The sequence below is a fragment of the Ewingella sp. C233 genome, from assembly GCF_055407225.1.
Window position 1 is genome coordinate 26362 of the sequence record NZ_JBUZRI010000001.1, and the last position, 19484, is coordinate 45845.

The following is a 19484-nucleotide window of genomic DNA, read 5'->3' on the forward strand; positions in this document are numbered from 1 at the left end:
GGTTTCAGCATATTAAATGCTGTCCCACTCAGGAGTAAAAGAAATGAAATCTACCGTTTTTAACCGTATGGCAGGAACGCTTATTGTTGTATTAATGGCAAGCGCCATGCTTACCGGTTGCGATTCAAAATCTGTTGCAGAAAAACAAATGAAATTCGTCAACATCGAGCAAGTTATTGTTGACTCAGGCCTTGCTATTCAGGAAAAAACACATCTGGAAGCGGTACGTCAACGTCTTATGGACGGTGCGAAACTGGCTGAAGGAACCTATAAAAACCTGCCGAAAGACAAAGTCGAGCAGGCACGTCAGGCCGACAGTGCCATATTGAATGCAAAATGGAATTCAGAGCAAGCAGCAGCAAATAATATCGTGTTAAGTCAGGTTGCGCAGGTTGCAGAACAATACCGCGCTGCTCACCACATTGACGCGATCATGCCAGTACGAAGCGCCCTGAGTTACTCCAAAGATCTGGATGTCAGTGCTGATCTGGTTGCTTCACTGAAGGATACCAAAGTCAGTTTTGGTGACCTGCCGAAAATTACGCAGAAAGAAGAATCTGAGCCGGTAGCAGAATCTAAATGAAAGAATAAATAACAACCTTACGATGTGATTTATTGTTTTTGATGATTAATACATAAGTGCCTCTTATTAAATCTTTTATAGGAAGATATAATAAGGGGCATTTTTATGAAAATTTTCTAAATACTTTCTGCTTAGTTACCGTTTGCTAAGCTTTTCCGCTCCTTGATGTACTGACCGGAGCGAATGACCTATCAGAAATCCCAATCCTCATCTTCTGTATTCACCGCGGTTCCAATGACATACGATGAACCCGAACCCGAGAAGAAGTCGTGGTTTTCGTCGGCATTCGGCGACAATGCGGACAGTATTGCCGGGTTCACGTCCGCCATGCTGGCGGGAAACAGTGCTTCGTAGCCGAGATTCATCAATGCTTTGTTGGCGTTGTAATGCAGGAATTTCTTCACGTCTTCGCTCCAGCCAACGCCGTCGTATAGCTCTTCGGTGTAGCGGATCTCGTTATCGTACAAGTCCTGCATCAGATCAAACGCCTGTTCTTTTATCTGCCGCTGACGTTCTTCGCTTTCCAGTGCCAGCGCTTTCTGGAATTTATAGCCAATGTAGTAACCATGCACCGCTTCATCACGGATGATCAGACGGATCAGATCGGCGGTGTTGGTTAGTTTGGCGCGGCTCGACCAGTACATCGGCAGATAAAAACCGGAGTAAAACAGGAATGATTCGAGGAACACGCTGGCGACTTTCTTCATCAGCGGATCTTCGCCGTCATAATAAGAAAGAATGATCGCGGCTTTATTTTGCAGCGCAACGTTCTCTTCACTCCAGCGATAGGCTTCATCAACGTCCACGGTGGCGCACAGCGTCGAGAAGATCGAACTGTATGAACGCGCATGTACCGCTTCCATAAAGCAGATATTTGAATACACCGCTTCCTCATGCTGCGTGACGGCGTCTTTCATCAGCGTCGGCGCGCCGACGACGTTCTGCACGGTGTCGAGCAGCGTCAGGCCGGTAAATACGCGGATCGTCAGCTGCTTTTCCTGCGCACTCAGCGTTGCCCACGACGGTATATCATTGGATAACGGCACCTTTTCCGGCAGCCAGAAGTTCGAGGTCAGACGGTTCCACACTTCCAGATCTTTATCATCCTGAAGTTTATTCCAGTTGATGGCTTTGCTGATGGGCTGTGGCACCAGCAGTTGTTTAATTCCACTCATGATTTTTCCTTAAAGCGTGCAGGACACGCAGCCCTGAACTTCGGTGCCTGCCAGCGCCATCTGACGCAGACGGATGTAATAAATGGTTTTGATGCCCTTACGCCAGGCATAGATCTGCGCTTTGTTGATGTCGCGCGTGGTGGCGGTATCACGGAAGAACAGCGTCAGCGACAGCCCCTGATCGACGTGCTGCGTGGCTTCCGCGTAGGTATCAATGATCTTTTCCGGGCCGATTTCGTAGGCATCCTGGTAGTAATCCAGATTGTCATTGGTCATGAATGCCGCCGGATAATACACGCGGCCGATTTTGCCCTCTTTACGGATCTCCACGCGGGACACAATCGGGTGAATACTTGACGTCGAGTTATTGATATACGAAATCGAACCGGTCGGCGGTACCGCCTGCAAGTTTTGGTTATACAACCCGTGCTGCATCACTGACGCTTTCAACTGCCTCCAGTCGTCGGCGCTCGGGATAGCAATCCCGGCGTCGCTAAACAGTTCGCGCACGCGTTCAGTTTTCGGCTGCCAAAGATGTGCCTGCGCGTCATCCACATATTTATCGAAATAAGTGCCGCTGGCGTAGGTCGAATCCTCAAACCCTTTGAAGTGCTGACTGCGCTCAATCGCCAGCTGATTCGAGGCGCGCACCGCGTGATACGCCACGCTGTAAAAATAGATATTGGTGAAATCCAGCCCGGCTTCGGAACCGTAATAAATCCGCTCGCGGCATAAATAACCGTGCAGATTCATCTGACCCAGGCCTATGGCGTGTGAATCCTGATTGCCCTGATCAATCGACGGCACCGAGCGGATATTGCTCATGTCTGACACCGCCGTCAGTGCGCGGATCGCCATTTCCACCGTGTTGCCGAAATCAGGTGAGTCCATGGCGGAGGCGATATTCAGCGAGCCGAGATTACAGGAGATATCTTTGCCGACTTGCTGATAGGAGAGATCTTCGCTATACACCGTCGCGGTATTCACCTGCAAAATCTCCGAACACAGGTTGCTCATGTTGATGCGACCTTTGATCGGATTGGCACGGTTGACCGTGTCTTCAAACATCATGTACGGATAGCCAGATTCAAACTGAATCTCGGCCAGCACCTGGAAGAACTCACGGGCGTTGATCTTGGTTTTGTGGATGCGCTTGTCGTTGACCATCTCACGGTATTTCTCCGTGATGCTGATTTCGGACATCGGCACACCGTAGACTTTCTCGACGTGGTACGGCGAGAACAGGTACATATCTTCGTTGTTCTTCGCCAGTTCGAACGTAATGTCCGGAATGACCACGCCCAGTGAGAGCGTTTTAATGCGGATTTTCTCGTCGGCGTTTTCGCGCTTGGTATCGAGGAAACGCAGAATGTCGGGGTGATGCGCGTTCAGATAGACCGCGCCCGCGCCCTGACGCGCACCGAGCTGGTTGGCGTAAGAGAACGCATCTTCCAACATCTTCATGATCGGAATCACGCCGGAGGACTGGTTTTCGATGCGCTTAATCGGCGCGCCGACTTCACGAATGTTGGTCAGCAGGAAAGCCACGCCGCCGCCGCGTTTGGACAGTTGCAACGCCGAGTTCACTGAACGGCCAATCGACTCCATGTTGTCTTCGATACGCAGCAGGAAGCAGGAGACCAGTTCGCCGCGCTGTTTTTTGCCGCAGTTGAGGAAGGTCGGTGTCGCGGGCTGGAAGCGGCCGGAAATGATCTCATCCACAAAATGACCGGCGAGCTGAATGTCGCCGCGCGCCAGCGTCAGCGCCACCATGCACACGCGGTCTTCGTAGCGCTCGAGATAGCGTTTGCCGTCGAAGGTTTTCAGCGTGTAGCTGGTGTAATACTTGAAGGCGCCCAGAAAGGTCTGGAAGCGGAATTTTTTGGCGTAAGCCTGCTTGAATAACGCCTTGATATCATCGAAAGCGTACTGATCCAGCACCAGCGCATCGTAATAACCTTCTTCCACCAGATAGCGCAGCTTCTCCGCCAGATTGTGGAAAAACACGGTGTTTTGATTAACGTGCTGTAGAAAGTACTGACGCGCGGCCAGCCGGTCTTTGTCGAACTGGATGCGGCCTTCGGCATCGAATAGATTCAACATGGCGTTGAGCGCGTGATAGTCCGGGCTGGAGGTGTCCGCCTCGGTGAGATTCAGTTCTGTCGTTGCCAAAATTCAGTAACTCCCTGTGTAACCTTTGCAACGTCTTCCGGCGTACCCAGTAATTCAAAGCGGTACAGGTAAGGCACCTGACACTTCTGGGCGATGATGTCACCGGCAATGCAATACGCTGCGCCGAAATTGGTATTTCCGGCGGCAATAACGCCGCGGATAAGCGAACGGTTTTGTTCATCGTTCAGAAAACGGATCACCTGCGTTGGCACCGCGCCCTTGGCCGAACCGCCGCCGTAGCTCGGTACTACCAGAATGTACGGCGACGTCACGCGCAGTTTTTCAGGCTGCCGGTCAATCGGGATACGTATCGCCGGCAAACCAGTCCTGCCGACGAAACGATGGGTGTTTTCTGAACTACTGGAAAAATAGACCAACGGATTCATCCGCCGGCCCTCAGAACGCGTTCTGAAGTTGGCGCAGGGCGCTGATTTTGTCCGGGCGGAAACCCGACCAGTGATCGTCACCGGCCACAATCACCGGCACCTGCTGATAACCCATGGCGCGTACCTGCCCGAGAGCGACAGCGTCTAAGGTCAAATCGATCACTTCATAAGCGATGCCGTGTTTATCTAAGGCGCGGTAGGTGGCGTTGCACTGGACACAGTCAGGCTTACTGTAAATAATAATGCTCATGATTCGTATTTCCATCTGTAAAGAAATCAGAGACGGTTTTGCCCGGTCGCTGTGGCGATTGCTTCAGCATGAAAGGGGCGACGAGTACCGGTGCCCTTGTGGCGTCCCGATGAGATGAATACTAGATGTGGTGATTTAAATTATCAACCATACAATATGTAGATATTTTAAATTTGCTTATTGCAAATACGGCAAAGCCCGCAGGGCGCGGGCTGGGAGATGAAAACTTTTTTAACGCAGGCTTGTGGTCAAAAATCGAACTGTCTATTTTCTGCGATATTACTGACGCATCCCGACACCGAGACGATTAAAGGCATTCATCAGGCCGATAGCGAAGGTCAGTTCGGAGATTTCCACGTCGCTGAAATGTGCCTTCAATGGCTCATAAACACTGTCCGGTGCCCCGGTTGCCGCAATTAACGTGACGCTGTCAGCCCATGCCAGCGCCGCGCGCTCGCGCTCAGAAAATGCATGGCTCACCTGCCAGCCCGCCAGCTGATCCAGTTTGGCCTGGGAGACGTCCATTTTACGCAATGATTTTGAGTGCATATCCAGACAGTACGCACAGCCATTAATTTGCGAAACGCGCAGGAAGGCCAGTTCGATAATCACGTTATCCAGCGGGCCTTTTTCCAGTGCGCCGAGTGCGGCAACCATTGGGTCCATCACGGAAGAGGAGAGGGTGAAGTAAGGCAGGCGAAGCGTATTCATAGTCATAATCCCGGTTAAACACAGGGGCGCACAGCGCGCCTCAATGATCGCTACTTTACGTCGCGCATGGTCTATACTACAGGGCCATAAAATGTCTTTTTAAGCAGGTCATGATGAGCCGCTTCAGCCTCTCCTTTCACCTCGATCCGAAGCATCACGCGCCGCTTTACCGGCAGATTTATCACCGGGTGAAGACGGCTATCATGGAAGGAAAACTGAAGACCGGCAGCCGCGTGCCATCAGTGCGCACGCTGGCAAGTGAGTTGGGTGTCGCACGGGCCACGGTGGAAAATGCGTATGGCCTGCTGACCGCAGAAGGTTTTCTGCAAAGCCGGGGCCAGGCGGGAACAGTCGTCAGTGCGTCGCTCGGGCCGATCCCCGCGTCCCTTTCTGCGGCGGACAGAAAGCCCGTATCTAAACCCATTAACCCGATGTTGCCCTCCCTCTCTTCGCTGCCGTTTCAACTTGGGCTGCCCGCGCTGGACGCTTTTCCACGCGCTATCTGGTCGCGCATCGTCGCACGTCAGATCCGGCATACCAGCATCAACGAGTTTGGCCATCCGCCGCTGACCGGCGTCGCTGCGCTGCGCAGCGCCATTGCGCGCTACCTGCAACTCTCCCGCGGTTTTACCTGCCAGCCGGAGCAGATATTTATCTGTGCCGGCTATGCCGCCGTGCTGGATTTACTCATCGGCAGCCTGTTTCATAAAGGCGATGGTGTCTGGCTGGAAGATCCCGGTTATCCGGTGACACAGGCTTTTTTCCGCGCTGCCGGTGCAGTGCCCATGGCAGTGAACGTTGATGACGAGGGAATGAACGTTTCGCAGGCAGTGGTGGAATTTCCGCAGGCGCGCTTTGCCGTAGTGACGCCCGCGCATCAGAGTCCGACCGGCGTGACCATGAGTTTATCGCGCCGTATGGCTCTGCTGGAGTGGGCGGCCAGAGAACAGGCGTGGATCATCGAAGATGATTACGACAGTGAGTTCCGCTACCACGGCCAGCCGCTGCCTTCTCTGAAAAGCCTCGACACCAGGGGGCGGGTGATTTACGCGGGTACCTTCAGCAAGACGATGTTTCCGGCGCTGCGTTGTGGCTATGTGGTGGTGCCGGAAAGTCTGGTCGAAAAGGTGGAAGCGTATTGCCCGCTGCGCCCCTGCGCCACGCCGCCGCTGCTGCAAACCAGCATCACGGAATTTCTTGAACAGGGACATTTTTACCGTCATACCAAGCGTATGCGCCAGCTTTACGCTGAACGCCGTGGTTATCTGGCTGAGGCGCTGGCGGCGGCTTTTCCCGCAGAGGTTTTACAGGTCACTGAACAAATTGGCGGTATCCAGCTTTGCGTACGTTTGGGTAAACATCTCGATGATGCCGACATCGCCAGGCGGGCGCGTGAAAACGGACTGGCGGTGCAGGCGGTGTCAGACTGGCAGATAAACTGGCGTGAAACGGGGGATGCGCTGCGGCCTAATGGTTTACTGATGGGATTTCCGAATATCAGCTCACAGGAACAGGCGCACGAGTTGGCAGGGCGACTGGCGGCCGTGCTCACCGGCTGACTATCTATAGCTATAGGCTATGGGATAAAAACTCGCGGGATAAGCACCGTGGAAACCGTGGAATAAGAACCATAGAAAACGGGGCCAGATGGCCCCGTCGTCAAAGCAAGTTAAAGCGGATTAATGAGGGAAAAAAACATCCGCTAAAATCGCTTAGGTGCTGGTACCCGACACAGGAAATAGCACCTTGTTTGCCAGACCGCGTTAGCGACGTCCCAGCAAGACGCCGAGGACGATACCGACGGCGGCACCGACACCCACACCGTGCCACGGATTATCTTTCACGTAGCTTGTGGCCTGATCGGCAGCATCGCGGGCATGTTGTTTCAGGCTACTGTTGCCGCTAAAACGGGCGCGGGCATCGCGTAATACGCCTTCCGCTTTACCACGAATTTTTTCCAGCTCATCTTTCGTTTTGGCACCCGATGACTGAAGTACCTCATCGAGGGTATCGGCCAGCAGAGTTACGTCCTGATCAATGTCGCGTTCGACTTTTTCTGATTTCTTAAACATGTGCCTCTCCTTGTTTGAACTGTGCTTTTTGTTTGAACTGTGCTTTAAGCATAGCCCAAAATATTATGAGGTGAAGATCCTCAGTCAAAACTCCCGCCATTTTCGGCGTTAATAGTCATTGTGACTGTCAAACCAACGCAGGCACGGCGCGGCTTAGCGTGACGCAGATCAGATTTTTCTGTAAGTCTGAACAAGTTTACAGGCAATAACCTTTTTCCGGGATTTTACGTTCCCTCGACAGGTAAACCTGTCTATGCTGTTATTTCCTCAAACTGTGATCTCCGCCCGGGTCCGTCCATGTCGTTAAGTACGCTGCGCTCCAATCTGCAATTAAATAAACGCATCCTGTCATTTATGACGTTTACCTTCGTCTGTTACCTGACGATCGGCCTGCCGTTGGCGGTATTGCCAGGGTTTGTGCATAACACACTCGGCTATAACTCGGTGCTGGCGGGGCTGATTATCAGCGTGCAATATTTCGCCACGCTCGCCAGCCGTCCCCATGCAGGACGTTATGCCGATCAGCTTGGCCCGAAAAAAGTGGTGATCTTTGGCCTGAGTTGTTGCGGCGTCAGCGGCCTGTTTTATGCACTGGCGTTTGTCTTTGCCGGGCATCCGCTGGTCAGTTTATTGTTGCTGTGTGTCGGGCGAGGGTTCCTCGGCGTGGGCGAAAGTTTTGCCAGTACCGGCACCACGCTGTGGGGCATTGGCGCGGTCGGCGCGCTGCACACCGCGCGGGTGATCTCATGGAACGGTGTGGCAACTTACGGCGCGATGGCGGTCGGAGCGCCGCTGGGCGTGCTGCTGAATGCTCACTTCGGGCTGATGGGCGTGGCAGTGTTGGTTGTGGTTTGCGTCGCCATTGCTGTCTGGCTTGCCACGCAAAAATCGGCCATTTCAGTCAGCACAGGTAAACGTATCGCCTTTAAAGCGGTGGTCGGGCGTATCTGGCTGCACGGCCTTGGGCTGGGATTCGGCACCATAGGTTTTGGGGTGATCGCGACCTTTATCACGCTCTACTACGCGGATAAAAACTGGAGCGGGGCGGCCTTCACGCTGACACTCTTCAGCCTAGGCTTTGTCGGTGCTCGTCTGGTGTTTGCCAACACCATTAACCGCTTCGGCGGCCTGCGCGTATCGCTGTTCTCCTTTGTTTTCGAAGCGATTGGCTTACTGATGATCTGGCAAGGCAGTGATCCTCTTATTGTCCAGCTTGGGGCATTCCTGACCGGCTGCGGTTTCTCGCTGATTTTCCCTGCGCTGGGTGTGGAAGCGGTGAAGCAAGTGCCTCCGCAGAATCAGGGAACAGCGCTGGGAATGTATTCGGCGTTTCTCGATCTGGGTTTAGGACTGACCGGCCCGGTGGCGGGATTGCTGATTGCCCATGCGGGAACGCCTTCGATTTATCTGGCCGCCGCTATTATGGTGGTGCTGGCGTGGTTACTGACGCTGCGCCTGTATAAAATTCAACAACGTATGGGTGAACCTGAAGTGTGAATCTGGCTCTGCGCCAATCTGAAGGCATATAGCGTATAACGTCTGAGCATTTATGTTATCTGGCTTAGATAATTCCTAAATGTGCCAAATGGCAGGATAAAGAGGTTATTCACAAGTATGAATACGTTATGGTCCCTTGCGGTTAAAGAAGCGAGGAGCAACCATGTATTTACGGCCAGATGAAGTAGCGCGTGTATTAGAGACTTCAGGATTTGAGCGCGATTTTGTTGATGATAAAGCTTACGGCTACTGCCGGGGCGAGCATTACGTTTATGTGAACCGGGAAGCGCGGTTTGGTCGGACTGCCCTGGTTATTCACCCGGCGCTGAAAGAGCGCAGTGAGCGTTTTGCCGATCCAACCGCTTCCTTTCGAAGCAGCCAAGTTTACACCCGTTTTCCTCTGGATGTCGCCAGCGACAACGAAGCCTATTACGGCATCTGTCATGGTTTCAGCTCACGTCAGATCCTGGCGAGCTATCTCGAAAACGTCTTCCGGTAATATGCCAACAGCGCTGAAATCCCAGCGCTGTTCTTCTTTGTACTTCCTGCGTTGACTACTTCAGTGGCAACAAAATATCTGTTTGCTGTGCATGTTCACTCTGATGTGATCACTTTCAGGCAAACTCAAACCAAATGGATCTGGTTATAGGTTTCATTGTAATGGCGGCGAAACTGCGCCAGCTCGAAAGGTTCCAAATCCAGTTCGGCAAAATAGAACAGCGCCAGTTCGGCATGTTCGCTGGAGAGCTGCGGCGAAAGATGTGCGCGGATCAAAATCTCACGCCATTTGACGACGTTTTCGTCAGACGGATCTTTAATGAATGTGTAATAGATAAATACGATATAAGCGGCTTTGCGGATCTCCTCAGCATAGCCTCCGCTGATCGATCGGATAAACATCTGGCTCTGGCGTTTACCCATTTCCAGCAGCATGGAATCAATATACACCGGCTTAATTTTCAGCAGACTGGCAAGGGAATCATTGGCCTTGCGGGTGTCTGCGGTCATGAACCAATACCCAACGATGAAAACCACAACAATTGCTGCAAGCATAATCCATATCATTCTGGACGTTGGCCTCCGGCCTAATCTGGCGTGACGGAAAGGTGCGCAGGGCACCCGATGCGGCGAGTTTATCTGGTTATCACCTGAAAAGCCTAAGGAGAAAGACGAAGAATTTGCGCCCCGACGCCATCGCGGGGGGGCGAAGTGGATCTCCGGCATAAAACTAATGCGCCGGTGTTTGCTGGCAAAGGTAATCATAAATGCCGTGCGTGTCGGTATGCGAACACAAACGGGTGCCGATATTGAGCGTCGCCGCGCTGCCTGCTGCCACGCCATAACGCACGATATCCAGCAGGTCTGCACCGGCGGCCAGTTTGAGTGTCATCGCGCCGACCATGCTGTCGCCTGCGCCCACGGTGCTCATTTTCTTCACCGGCGGCGGAATGACCTGGAACCAGCGTTCTGCATCCACCGCCAGCGCGCCCTGCGGTCCAAGGGATACCACCACACGTTTAGCGCCGCCCTCACGGATGATCTGCCTTGCGGCATTAAGCACGTCATCCGGTTTTTCCAGCGGATACCCCACCAGTTGCGCCAGCTCATTTTGATTGGGTTTCACCAGCGCCAGTCCGCCCAGTTTTAAACCAGCAGCCAGCGCATCGCCGGAACTGTCGAGGATGCAGTGCAGCCCCGCCTGTTTGGCTTTACGTAGCAGGCCGGTCAGCGCGGCGACGTCTGTGCCTGACGGTAAACTGCCGCTGACCACCAGAAGGGAACCGGCAGGAAGCTGCGTCACTTTGGCGCTCAGGGCGGCGAACTCTTCATCCGTAAGCTTCGCGCCGGGCATCACAAAGCGGTACTGCTCCCCGGTATTTTCGGTGTGAACGTGCAGGTTCTGCCGGGTCCAGTCATGAGTTTCCAGCGTCTCGGTGGTGATGCCTTCCTGCTCCAGCAGCTGCGCCAGATGTGCGCCGGTCGGTCCGCCCACCGGGAACAACGCCGTCGCTTTACCGCCAAGATGCACAATGGCGCGCGCCACGTTGATCCCGCCACCGCCCGGTTCAAATACCGGTGCGCTGCAGCGTAATTTTCCTTCAGGATAAATTTTTGGCGTGATGGTTGCGCTGTCGAGCGAAGGAGCCAGCGTCAGCGTGACAATGCGGGGTTCAGCTTTCTGAATCATCATTTTTCCCTCAAAGAATAAATCCGATCTCCAACCTAGCACCTGACAAAATAAACGGGGTATTTGATCGCCATTTTAGCGTCCCAGATCAAATCAACAGATGCCACTCTGGCCCCATGGTGATAGGGTTAAACGCAGTATCCACGTGCTGTATAAAAGGAAATAGCATGGCCAGAAATATTGAGATTAAAGCCAAAATTGATGATTTTTCAGCGATGTACGAAAAAATTGGTCTGATGGCTGAAGGGTTGCCGGATCTTATCGACCAAGATGATACGTTCTTTATCTGCCCGCATGGTCGTCTCAAATTGCGTACGCTGGCGGTCGATCGCGGTGAATTGATTTTTTATCAGCGTCCGGATCAAGCCGGTCCTAAACCCAGTTTCTATGTGCTGACCGAAACAGCCGATCCAGAGGGGTTACGTAATACCCTGACGCTGGCCTATGGTGCCGCCGGGCGCGTGATTAAACAGCGTACGCTGTTTATGGTCGGGCAGACCCGCCTGCATCTGGACCGCGTGAAGGGACTCGGTGATTACCTGGAATTTGAAGTGGTGCTGGCCGATCACCAAAGCCATGAAGAGGGTATTGCCATCGCCGAAGCGTTGCTGGAAAAACTGCACATAGACCGTCAGGAATTAATCGATCAGGCCTATGTGGATTTACTCAACGCCAAAGGTAAAGGCTCGCAGGAAGACTAATCGCCGCTCCACCACTGTATCAGCGACGGGCCGGGAGTGAGGTCATAATGCGCTTCGCCAAGCAAATGGTTGAGGATTTTTGCTGACCGCCACGCGGTGAGCGTCAGTTGGCCTTCGGCGCTTCCATGGCTGTGGATGCCAGCATTAACTGCGTAAATACGGTTATTCGCCGGGCCTTCCCACTCGAGATTAAAATTGGGCCGCAGCGGCAGATGCTGTTCGCGATCGTAAGGGATGCGCTCCAGCAGCGGCTCCAGATAATCCGGCAGGCCCGGCCGGTAACCCGTCGCCAGAATGACAATATCTGCCCTGAAGTGCTCTTCGCCATTCTCCAGCCCGTGCAGGGCCTGTAGACGGTAGCTGCCGTCAGCCTCCACAGCGATGTTGTCCAGCGCCCGGTGCGGCAATAAACGCACGTTTCGCGGTTGGTGCAGCACGTCAAAACGATGGTAAAGCTGCTTATAAATGGCCTCCAGCGTGTGATAGCTGATGCCATCCGACGGCAGCTTCTGGGTTTTTATCTCCTGCTCACGGATCTCTTCCGGCAGGGTATAGAAATAGTTGACGTACTCCGGCGTGAAATACTCATTCGTAAAGATGGATTCATCCAGCGGCTGGAAGTTAGGCCGGCGTGACAGCCAGCTCAGCTCTGCGAAATCTCCCCAGTGATTGTCCAGCGCGTTAAGAACAATGTCAGCGCCGCTCTGCCCACCGCCGACCACCATCACCCGTTTACCGGTAAAGTCGGGTTCACGAAGCTCCATTTCCGAGGCGTGAAAACAATTTGTCCCAATCGCCGGACGGGCCGATTTAGGCACCCAGGGCGCATGACCGGTGCCAAGGCAAATATTGCGCGCCCGGTGTTCGCCTTTTTGGGTATGGACAATGAATTCCTGTTTCGCGTCATCAAAATTTATTGCATCGATGGGCTGCGAGAAGTGCAGGCGGTCAATACGGGCGCAGGCCCAGCGCAAATAATCGGAGAACTCATCACGGCTGATGATCAGCTGCTCCGTGGCCAGAAAGCGGTAGATCTTCTTCTGTTCGACCAGATAATTGATAAACGAAAACTCGCTGCGCGGCGCAACCGTGGTCACCAGATCCTGTAAGACATAGGTCTGCATGGTGGCGGTGGGCAGCAACATGCCGGGGTGCCAGCTGAACTCTTTGTTTGCATCGAAAAAAGCACTCTCAATTTTACCGGTATCTTTTGCCAGTGCCGCCAGGCTCAGGTTAAAAGGACCAATCCCCACACCAATCAAATCTACTGCCGACATGATTTAAATTCCTTTTCCCTTTATGATTTCTTAATCATAGAACAACGCTCTGAAAGCGGATTTTAAAAAGGACTCTTCATGACGCAAACGCGCCGTTTCAAACAAGTGGATGTTTTCACGTCTGTTCCCCTGAAAGGTAATCCGCTGGCCGTGATTTTCGATGCCGACGATCTCAGTGACACACAGATGCAGGCTATGGCCCGCTGGACCAATCTTTCTGAAACCACCTTTGTTCTCAAGCCAACGGACCCCACGGCGGACTACCGCGTGCGTATCTTTACGCCGGATACCGAATTTCCCTTTGCCGGACACCCAACGCTCGGCACTGCGCACGCCTTGCTGGAAGCGGGCTTACAGCCAAAGCGGCCGGGGTTTGTGATTCAGGAGTGTGGTGTGGGGCTGGTGCCGGTCAAAATGCTCGATGACGGCGGGCTGGCATTTTGTGCACCTGCGGCGGAAATCACTCCGCTTGACGACGCACATCGCCCGTTGCTCACCGCTGCACTGGCGGGCGGTCAAATTCAGTCAGATGTGACGCCACTGGCGGTAAATATGGGTATCCGCTGGCTGGTGGTGCGTATGGAAAGTGCGCAGGCTTGTCTGGATATTGTCGGCAATATGCAGGCGATTGAGCAATTACAGCAGGAATGCGGTGTTGACGGCGTGGCCGTATTTGGCGCGTACGCCGCAGGCGGCCCGGCGGATTACGAAGTGCGGGCACTGCTGGTGGAGCAAGGCATACTGACGGAAGATCCGGTCACCGGCAGCGCCAACGCCTGTCTGGCGCGGGTGCTGAAAGCGCAGGGTTTTCCTGACGGTGAAAATAGCGCAGAAAGTTATCAGGTGCGTCAGGGTACGCTGCGCCAGCGCGAAGGGTGCGTGGCGGTGGAATACGTTGGCGGCGAGCCGTGGATTGGCGGACATACCTGCACGTTAATCGACGGGACGCTGGCGCTTTGACGCTCAGCCTCTGATCTCGCCGTGCTGCGCCGTCCGCATCAGATGAATAAATGCCTGCATCATCGGCGAGTCATTCAGCGTGTGGCGGTACAGCAGCCAGGTGCAGTTTTTTACCGTCCGCCCGTCGACGCTGATAGGGCGGCGGTAAAGATGTTCAGCCAGTGGTAAATAGGTGGCGACAATAGCGTAACCCAGCCCATGTTCCACCATTGCCAGGCAGACTTCGAGCTTGTCCACTTCCATGGCAATATTGGGGGCGTGAGAGAAATTGGCATTCCACCAGCGTTCGATTAACTGCGTGACGTGCGCGCCGTGATGAATCTTTATTTGTGGCATCTGCGGCAGCAGGGCGAAATCAAAATCCTGACGGTTCACTAAAAAATAGTCATCCTCTTCAACCAGATGCTTACCTTCCTTCCAGTTAAAATCGTCCTTTACCAGCGCCATATCGATTTCGTTACGCAGCAACTTCTGGAATATTTCCTCGCTGAAACCACTCATCAGATTCACGCGAATCCCCGGATGCGACTGGCGAAACTGGCTTAACAATGCAGGCAGACGATACGCCGCGTAGTTGCTCGACACGCCCAGGGAAATTTCCCCCTGCTGGCCCTGATCCATACTGTGCAGGGTAATTTTCAACTGCTGTAAATCCCGCAAGACGGCCAGCGCATGTTGGGCGAGATATTCTCCCTGCGCGCTGAAAACCAGACCTTTTTGCCCCTCTACAAACAGCCTGATCGCCAGCTTACGTTCGATCTGGCGCAGGCGATAACTCAGCGCCGGTTGTGAGGTATAGAGCTGCTCGGCTGCGCGGGTAATATTTTTGTGCTGCCAGACGGCGCGCAGGATCAGCCAGTCTTTCTCGTTCATACCGCCTCTTTATTTTGGGTATTAAAAACTGTAGCCATAAAATAATTTTTGCGCAGAGAGCGCAACAGATAAAAAGGCTGAATTTGACCCTTCTCTGTAAAAGCCCTATTTCTAAGGCATTCATATGCACGATCGCATCGTGCTTAGCCCGTCCGGCGAAAATATTTTTTGGTTTTGCACCAGAGCAGGGAAATAAACATGTCTTATTGCACCATGACGGATCATAAGCAGCAGGTGATCGACAGCGTTGATCGGCACGCGGCTGAACTCACCGCGCTGGCATTGACGATTCACGCCAACCCGGAGTTAAGTTTTCAGGAAGTGCAGTCGGCGGCGGCGCTGATAGCCCCGTTGCGGGCCGCGGGTTTTGAGATTGAAGAGCCCCTTGGCGGACTGACGACGGCGTTTCGCGCCACCTTTGACAGCGGTAAACCTGGCCCGACCATCGCGCTGCTGGCTGAATATGATGCGCTTGAAGGTCTGGGGCATGCTTGCGGGCATAACCTGATCGGCACCGCTTCAGTGGCGGCTGCGCTGGCGCTGAAAGCGGGTTTTCCAGCCCTGACCGGCAAGCTGGAAGTGGTGGGAACACCGGCGGAAGAAGAGGGCGGCGGGAAAATCATTCTGGCGGATAAAGGCTTTTTTGACCACGTTGATGCTGTGATGATGTTCCACCCGCGGGATAAAACCATGGTCACCCGCGGCGGTCTGGCCTGCGTCGATGCGACGTTTAAATTCTTCGGCAAAGCCGCTCATGCGGCCTCCGCACCGCAAAACGGCATCAGCGCGCTCGACGCGGTGATCCACACTTTTGTCGGTATTAATGCCCTGCGCCAGTTGTTCACCGACGACGTTCGTGTCCACGGCATTATTACCCACGGCGGCAGCGCCACCAATATCGTACCTGCCTATGCCGAAGCCAAATTCCTGATGCGCGCCAACACCGTCGGCGGACTGGCGACAGTGAAACAGAAAGTCTTCGCCGCCGCGCAAGGTTCGGCAGATATGAGCGGGGCGCGGCTGGAAATTGAGGAAGGGCTAACCTACGCCGAGCGTAATAACAACCTGACGCTGGCCGGATACTTCCAGCAAAATCTGGCGATCCTCGGCGAGGAGGTGGTTCCGCCACCGCTCAGCGGCGGTATTGGCTCGTCCGATATTGGTAACGTCAGCCAGATTACGGCGGCGATCCATCCTTATTTACGTATTGGCGATGTCCTGCCGCATACCCCCGAATTTGCCGAAGCTGCCGGGTCTGAGGCCGGGCTGAGCACCATGCTGCAGGCAGCCAAAGCGCTGGCAATGACCGCCGTGGATTTGTGTCAGAACCCTGAGATGCTGCGCGCGGTACGGGAAGAGTTTTTACACTGGCAGTCACAAAAATAACCCTGGGTATAAGAGAACAATAATGATCAAAAGAACACTGGCCTTGGCCGTTTTCGGCCTGATGATGAGCAGCACAATGGCACACGCCGAAGGCGAAACCCTGCGCGTCGGCGCGGATCTGGGTTTTCCACCTTTCCAGTTCCGTGATGCCAGCGGGACGCCGACCGGCTTCGAAATTGATATCACTAACGCTATCTGTAAAGAGATGAACGTAAAATGTGAATATGTGGTCGGCAGTTTCGATGCTGAAATTCCGTCGCTGATGGCGAAGAAAGTCGATTTTATTTCACCGCAGGGTGCGACTGAAAAGCGCCGTAAGGTGATCGACTTCAGCGATTTTGTCTTCCACATTCCGACTAAGTTAGTCGCCCCCAAAGGCAGTCCGTTGCAGCCTACCGCCGAATCTCTGAAGGGTAAGCGTGTTGCCGTACAGCAAGGCTCTATTCAGGAAATGTATGCCAATGCGTTCTGGCTGCCGAAGGGGGTTGATGTGGTTGCCTACGCCGATCAGGATACGATTTATCAGGATTTGATCGCCGGGCGTCTCGATGCATCCCTCAGCCCTGGCGTGGCTGTGACCTTTGGCTTCCTCAATAAACCGGAAGGCAAAGATTTCGCTCTGACCGGTCCGGAAGTGCGTGACGATAAGTTGTTCAGTATCGGCTCGGCTTACGGGATGCGTAAGGGTGACGACAAAACCAAAAAACTGCTCAATGACGGTCTGGCAAAAATCATTGCCGACGGTACGTGGGAAAAAATCAAAACCCACTATTTTGGCTCGCTGGAGATGGCGGTCAAACGTTCGCAATAGTGGCGTGGAAAGTTTTCACCATATAAACACTGAGCGGGTCGAAGGTGTAATCGCCGAAGGGCCCGGTCATGCCGTAACCCAGTTTCTGATATAAACCTATCGCTTCGGGCTGATAAATACCGGTTTCAAGAAACAGTGCCGTAATACTTAAAGTCTGCACGTGGGCCTCCAGAGCCTGAATCAGTCTGGAGGCTACACCTTTGCCGCGGCCGGCAGGTGCTACGTAAACCCGCTTAATTTCCGCAATCCCGTTGTCCCCCAGATACAGACAAGCGCAGCCCACCGGCTGACCCTCGTTTTCCGCCAGAAAAGGATAGTTCTCCGCATTTGCCATCCGATCCAGTGGCATCGCGTAGTTACTGCCATCCGGATAGAGAACGGACTGGTATTTATCGAGCTCGGCGATCAGCGTTGCCATACGCGGATCATTGAGCGTAATGGGGAAAATGCTCAGCGCCATATCAGTACACTCCAGAGTTAAACAGGCATGATCTATAATAATAAAGATTCTCATAGGCAAGGAACGGGCCGTTGTTGAACGCGTGAAACCCCGGCCAGCTAATGACGCGGGTTCCGTGCTGATGCACAATGAGAAAGCAAGCGCCGGAGGGTTTTGCAGCCGCAGGCGGGTTAGCCTGTTATTCAGCCCACCCGAGATCAACGAGGTTCTGCCATGTCTACGAAAACGATGTCAGCGAAGTCAGCGAAAATCTTGCTCGTGAAAAGCGCTACCCCCCTGACGCAGGATGACCCGCGTTGGCTAGCGGTGGTGGATTGCGACGCTGCTGCTGACGGACAGTTTGTCTATGCCGTGAAAACCACGGGAATCTACTGCGCGCCTTCCTGTGCTTCCCGTCAGCCTAATCCTAACAATGTGGTTTTCTTTGCCGGTGCACAAGAAGCCGAGCAGGCGGGTTTTCGTCCTTGTAAGCGCTGCCGTCAGGGGCTGATTTCTCTCGCGCAGCATCATACCCGGCAAATTGAACACGCCTGTCGCCTGATTGAACAGGCAGAGAATCCTCTGACATTGAACGCACTCGCCACGGCTGTCGGCATCAGCTCCTATCATTTTCACCGACTGTTTAAAGCTCATACCGGCGTAACACCGAAAGAGTATGCGCTGGCGCTGCGCAGCAGGCGCGTGCGTGAAACCCTGCGAGAAGATCTGCCGGTGACCGAGGCTATTTATCAGTCCGGATACGCTTCCGATAGCCGGTTTTACGAGAGTGCCGGCCTGACTTTGGGTATGACACCGACAGTATTCAGGGCCGGTGGGCGCGGGATTGAAGTCTGGTTTGCGGTCGGAAAATGTTCGCTTGGCGATATTCTCGTGGCCGAAAGTGCAAGAGGGATTTGCGCCATCTTGCTGGGCGATGGCCCCGAACTGTTGGTTCATCAGTTGCAGGACCATTTCCCTCATGCCGTTTTGCGGGGAGCGGATCCTGATTTTGAGCAGCGGATGGCAAGCATTCTCGGGTTTGTCGATGCGCCGCAGACCGGCCTGTCACTTCCTCTGGATATTCGAGGTACCGCTTTTCAGCAGCGTGTCTGGCAGGCATTACGTGAAATCCCATTGGGCGAGACCGCCAGTTATTCGCAAATTGCTCAGAAAATGGGAGTGCCAAAATCAGTTCGTGCCGTTGCGGGTGCCTGCGCTGCCAACCTGCTGGCGGTGGCTATTCCCTGTCATCGGGTAGTCAAAAACGACGGGCAGATTTCCGGTTACCGTTGGGGCGTCGAGCGCAAACAGGCTTTGCTCACACAAGAGAAAAAAGCGGGAGGTAAATAACCTCTCTGCGCTATCGGGAAAGCACAGATCAGACGCTATACTGGCGAATGACTTTCCAAAAGTGAAAGCTAATCCGTTAAATTTAAGGATATTTTCTGTGACTACGCTGACTCTCAGAGATGCGAAAGCCTCTGACGCTGCTGAACTGGCCCGTTTACACGTTGCTGTCTGGCGCGAAACCTATCGTGAACTGGCTCCCGCCGACGCGTTTGCGGCACTGAATGAGCCCCGCAGACTGGCATTCTGGCAGGATAAATTCGCCAATCCGGCAGAAAATCAGTTCGTATTACTGGCTGAAATTAACGGTGAACTGGCCGGGTTCGTCTTGGCGTCTGCTTCCTCAAACCCAGAGTTCGGTGCGCTGGCTGAAATAAAAATGCTGTATGTCTATAGCCAGTTTGCACGTCAGGGGATCGGGCGCTGTCTGTTAACTGAGGTTGCGCAGCGGCTGAAAAACAGCGGTTTCACCGGCGCGGGTCTGGGCGTGGTCGAAGGCAATGCTCCGGCTATCAGTTTCTATACCGCGCTGGGTGGCAAAGAGGCCGGTCGCTATACCGACTCCGGACCTCTCTGGCTTTCCCCGAATATTATTTATGCGTGGGATGATATCGACCAGCTTCTGTCGTCATCCCTCAAGCCGCAACGGCGTTAAG

Annotated in this window: 21 protein-coding genes; 10 read left to right on the forward strand and 11 right to left on the reverse strand. The window is 53.8% G+C overall.

From position 1 onward, the window contains the following. Window positions 1-43: 43 nt before the first annotated feature. The gene (locus ACZRKO_RS00120) at window positions 44-583 is read left to right on the forward strand and encodes an OmpH family outer membrane protein (RefSeq protein WP_463735259.1); all 540 of its coding nucleotides are present in this window, start codon (window positions 44-46) and stop codon (window positions 581-583) included. A 191-nt stretch (window positions 584-774) separates the two neighbouring features. Here the strand turns inward: ACZRKO_RS00120 and nrdF are convergent, their stop codons facing one another. The 5 genes from nrdF to ACZRKO_RS00145 form a co-directional block, all read right to left on the reverse strand. Beyond that, window positions 775-1758 (reverse strand): class 1b ribonucleoside-diphosphate reductase subunit beta, encoded by a 984-nt coding sequence (gene nrdF, locus ACZRKO_RS00125; RefSeq protein ID WP_463735260.1) that lies wholly within the window; start codon window positions 1756-1758, stop codon window positions 775-777. A 9-nt stretch (window positions 1759-1767) separates the two neighbouring features. After that, entirely contained in the window at window positions 1768-3930 is a 2163-nt protein-coding gene (nrdE, locus tag ACZRKO_RS00130) for a class 1b ribonucleoside-diphosphate reductase subunit alpha (protein ID WP_463735261.1), read from the reverse strand. Beyond that, the gene (gene nrdI / locus ACZRKO_RS00135; RefSeq protein ID WP_463735262.1) at window positions 3912-4316 is read right to left on the reverse strand and encodes a class Ib ribonucleoside-diphosphate reductase assembly flavoprotein NrdI; all 405 of its coding nucleotides are present in this window, start codon (window positions 4314-4316) and stop codon (window positions 3912-3914) included. The genes nrdE and nrdI overlap by 19 nt, the downstream gene beginning before the upstream one ends. A gap of 10 nt (window positions 4317-4326) precedes the next feature. Further along, window positions 4327-4566, reverse strand: a complete 240-nt coding sequence (nrdH, locus tag ACZRKO_RS00140) for a glutaredoxin-like protein NrdH (protein WP_463735263.1) — start codon at window positions 4564-4566, stop codon at window positions 4327-4329. A 279-nt stretch (window positions 4567-4845) separates the two neighbouring features. Further along, complete coding sequence (locus tag ACZRKO_RS00145; RefSeq protein WP_463735264.1) at window positions 4846-5277, reverse strand: carboxymuconolactone decarboxylase family protein; 432 nt, start codon at window positions 5275-5277, stop codon at window positions 4846-4848. Window positions 5278-5387: 110 nt separating this feature from the next. On the opposite strand from ACZRKO_RS00145, the gene pdxR reads away from it, so the two are divergent. Then, the gene (pdxR, locus tag ACZRKO_RS00150) at window positions 5388-6836 is read left to right on the forward strand and encodes a MocR-like pyridoxine biosynthesis transcription factor PdxR (RefSeq protein WP_463735265.1); all 1449 of its coding nucleotides are present in this window, start codon (window positions 5388-5390) and stop codon (window positions 6834-6836) included. 204 nt (window positions 6837-7040) lie between these two features. Here the strand turns inward: pdxR and ACZRKO_RS00155 are convergent, their stop codons facing one another. After that, complete coding sequence (locus tag ACZRKO_RS00155) at window positions 7041-7349, reverse strand: ElaB/YgaM/YqjD family protein (RefSeq protein ID WP_463735266.1); 309 nt, start codon at window positions 7347-7349, stop codon at window positions 7041-7043. Between the two features lie 297 nt (window positions 7350-7646). Between ACZRKO_RS00155 and ACZRKO_RS00160 the strand changes: the two genes are divergently transcribed. Together ACZRKO_RS00160 and ACZRKO_RS00165 are read left to right on the forward strand one after the other, a co-directional pair. Further along, on the forward strand, window positions 7647-8846 hold the full coding sequence (locus tag ACZRKO_RS00160; protein ID WP_463735267.1) for an MFS transporter: 1200 nt from the start codon (window positions 7647-7649) through the stop codon (window positions 8844-8846). A gap of 163 nt (window positions 8847-9009) precedes the next feature. Next, window positions 9010-9345, forward strand: a complete 336-nt coding sequence (locus tag ACZRKO_RS00165; RefSeq protein WP_463735268.1) for a DUF2002 family protein — start codon at window positions 9010-9012, stop codon at window positions 9343-9345. Between the two features lie 125 nt (window positions 9346-9470). On the opposite strand, the gene ACZRKO_RS00170 is transcribed toward ACZRKO_RS00165, so the two are convergent. After that, entirely contained in the window at window positions 9471-9911 is a 441-nt protein-coding gene (locus ACZRKO_RS00170) for a DUF1198 domain-containing protein (protein ID WP_463735269.1), read from the reverse strand. A gap of 163 nt (window positions 9912-10074) precedes the next feature. Continuing rightward, window positions 10075-11037, reverse strand: a complete 963-nt coding sequence (gene pfkB / locus ACZRKO_RS00175; protein WP_463735270.1) for a 6-phosphofructokinase II — start codon at window positions 11035-11037, stop codon at window positions 10075-10077. A 164-nt stretch (window positions 11038-11201) separates the two neighbouring features. On the opposite strand from pfkB, the gene ACZRKO_RS00180 reads away from it, so the two are divergent. Further along, entirely contained in the window at window positions 11202-11735 is a 534-nt protein-coding gene (locus ACZRKO_RS00180; protein WP_463735271.1) for a class IV adenylate cyclase, read from the forward strand. On the opposite strand, the gene ACZRKO_RS00185 is transcribed toward ACZRKO_RS00180, so the two are convergent. Then, entirely contained in the window at window positions 11732-13012 is a 1281-nt protein-coding gene (locus ACZRKO_RS00185) for a lysine N(6)-hydroxylase/L-ornithine N(5)-oxygenase family protein (protein WP_463735272.1), read from the reverse strand. The two genes, ACZRKO_RS00180 and ACZRKO_RS00185, sit on opposite strands and share 4 nt — an antisense overlap. Before the next feature lie 78 nt (window positions 13013-13090). Here ACZRKO_RS00185 and ACZRKO_RS00190 point away from each other — a divergent pair, with 78 nt between their 5' ends. Further along, entirely contained in the window at window positions 13091-13972 is an 882-nt protein-coding gene (locus ACZRKO_RS00190; protein WP_463735273.1) for a PhzF family phenazine biosynthesis protein, read from the forward strand. A gap of 3 nt (window positions 13973-13975) precedes the next feature. Here ACZRKO_RS00190 and ACZRKO_RS00195 read toward each other — a convergent pair whose 3' ends face one another. Next, the gene (locus ACZRKO_RS00195) at window positions 13976-14845 is read right to left on the reverse strand and encodes a LysR family transcriptional regulator (protein ID WP_463735274.1); all 870 of its coding nucleotides are present in this window, start codon (window positions 14843-14845) and stop codon (window positions 13976-13978) included. A 198-nt stretch (window positions 14846-15043) separates the two neighbouring features. Between ACZRKO_RS00195 and ACZRKO_RS00200 the strand changes: the two genes are divergently transcribed. Further along, entirely contained in the window at window positions 15044-16231 is a 1188-nt protein-coding gene (locus ACZRKO_RS00200) for a M20 family metallopeptidase (RefSeq protein WP_463735275.1), read from the forward strand. 22 nt (window positions 16232-16253) lie between these two features. Beyond that, entirely contained in the window at window positions 16254-17042 is a 789-nt protein-coding gene (locus tag ACZRKO_RS00205; RefSeq protein ID WP_463735276.1) for a transporter substrate-binding domain-containing protein, read from the forward strand. Here ACZRKO_RS00205 and ACZRKO_RS00210 read toward each other — a convergent pair. Then, complete coding sequence (locus tag ACZRKO_RS00210) at window positions 17026-17502, reverse strand: GNAT family N-acetyltransferase (RefSeq protein ID WP_463735277.1); 477 nt, start codon at window positions 17500-17502, stop codon at window positions 17026-17028. The genes ACZRKO_RS00205 and ACZRKO_RS00210 overlap by 17 nt on opposite strands. Window positions 17503-17715: 213 nt before the next feature. On the opposite strand from ACZRKO_RS00210, the gene ada reads away from it, so the two are divergent. Together ada and ACZRKO_RS00220 are read left to right on the forward strand one after the other, a co-directional pair. Further along, complete coding sequence (gene ada / locus ACZRKO_RS00215) at window positions 17716-18831, forward strand: bifunctional DNA-binding transcriptional regulator/O6-methylguanine-DNA methyltransferase Ada (RefSeq protein ID WP_463735278.1); 1116 nt, start codon at window positions 17716-17718, stop codon at window positions 18829-18831. Between the two features lie 97 nt (window positions 18832-18928). Beyond that, window positions 18929-19483 carry an N-acetyltransferase family protein gene (locus tag ACZRKO_RS00220; RefSeq protein ID WP_463735279.1) on the forward strand — a complete coding sequence of 185 codons (555 nt, stop codon included), beginning with the start codon at window positions 18929-18931 and terminating at the stop codon, window positions 19481-19483. Window position 19484 lies beyond the last annotated feature (1 nt).

Coding starts and splice junctions, on each gene's coding strand:
- ACZRKO_RS00185 (WP_463735272.1), bottom strand. CDS start 13,012: ATGTCGGCAGTAGATTTGATTGGTGTGGGGATTGGTCCTTTTAACCTG.
- ACZRKO_RS00170 (WP_463735269.1), bottom strand. CDS start 9,911: ATGATATGGATTATGCTTGCAGCAATTGTTGTGGTTTTCATCGTTGGG.
- ACZRKO_RS00145 (WP_463735264.1), bottom strand. CDS start 5,277: ATGAATACGCTTCGCCTGCCTTACTTCACCCTCTCCTCTTCCGTGATG.
- ACZRKO_RS00120 (WP_463735259.1), top strand. CDS start 44: ATGAAATCTACCGTTTTTAACCGTATGGCAGGAACGCTTATTGTTGTA.
- ACZRKO_RS00195 (WP_463735274.1), bottom strand. CDS start 14,845: ATGAACGAGAAAGACTGGCTGATCCTGCGCGCCGTCTGGCAGCACAAA.
- nrdI (WP_463735262.1), bottom strand. CDS start 4,316: ATGAATCCGTTGGTCTATTTTTCCAGTAGTTCAGAAAACACCCATCGT.
- ACZRKO_RS00205 (WP_463735276.1), top strand. CDS start 16,254: ATGATCAAAAGAACACTGGCCTTGGCCGTTTTCGGCCTGATGATGAGC.
- ACZRKO_RS00180 (WP_463735271.1), top strand. CDS start 11,202: ATGGCCAGAAATATTGAGATTAAAGCCAAAATTGATGATTTTTCAGCG.
- pdxR (WP_463735265.1), top strand. CDS start 5,388: ATGATGAGCCGCTTCAGCCTCTCCTTTCACCTCGATCCGAAGCATCAC.
- nrdH (WP_463735263.1), bottom strand. CDS start 4,566: ATGAGCATTATTATTTACAGTAAGCCTGACTGTGTCCAGTGCAACGCC.
- ACZRKO_RS00160 (WP_463735267.1), top strand. CDS start 7,647: ATGTCGTTAAGTACGCTGCGCTCCAATCTGCAATTAAATAAACGCATC.
- ACZRKO_RS00190 (WP_463735273.1), top strand. CDS start 13,091: ATGACGCAAACGCGCCGTTTCAAACAAGTGGATGTTTTCACGTCTGTT.
- ACZRKO_RS00210 (WP_463735277.1), bottom strand. CDS start 17,502: ATGGCGCTGAGCATTTTCCCCATTACGCTCAATGATCCGCGTATGGCA.
- ACZRKO_RS00165 (WP_463735268.1), top strand. CDS start 9,010: ATGTATTTACGGCCAGATGAAGTAGCGCGTGTATTAGAGACTTCAGGA.
- ACZRKO_RS00200 (WP_463735275.1), top strand. CDS start 15,044: ATGTCTTATTGCACCATGACGGATCATAAGCAGCAGGTGATCGACAGC.
- pfkB (WP_463735270.1), bottom strand. CDS start 11,037: ATGATGATTCAGAAAGCTGAACCCCGCATTGTCACGCTGACGCTGGCT.
- ACZRKO_RS00155 (WP_463735266.1), bottom strand. CDS start 7,349: ATGTTTAAGAAATCAGAAAAAGTCGAACGCGACATTGATCAGGACGTA.
- ada (WP_463735278.1), top strand. CDS start 17,716: ATGTCTACGAAAACGATGTCAGCGAAGTCAGCGAAAATCTTGCTCGTG.
- nrdF (WP_463735260.1), bottom strand. CDS start 1,758: ATGAGTGGAATTAAACAACTGCTGGTGCCACAGCCCATCAGCAAAGCC.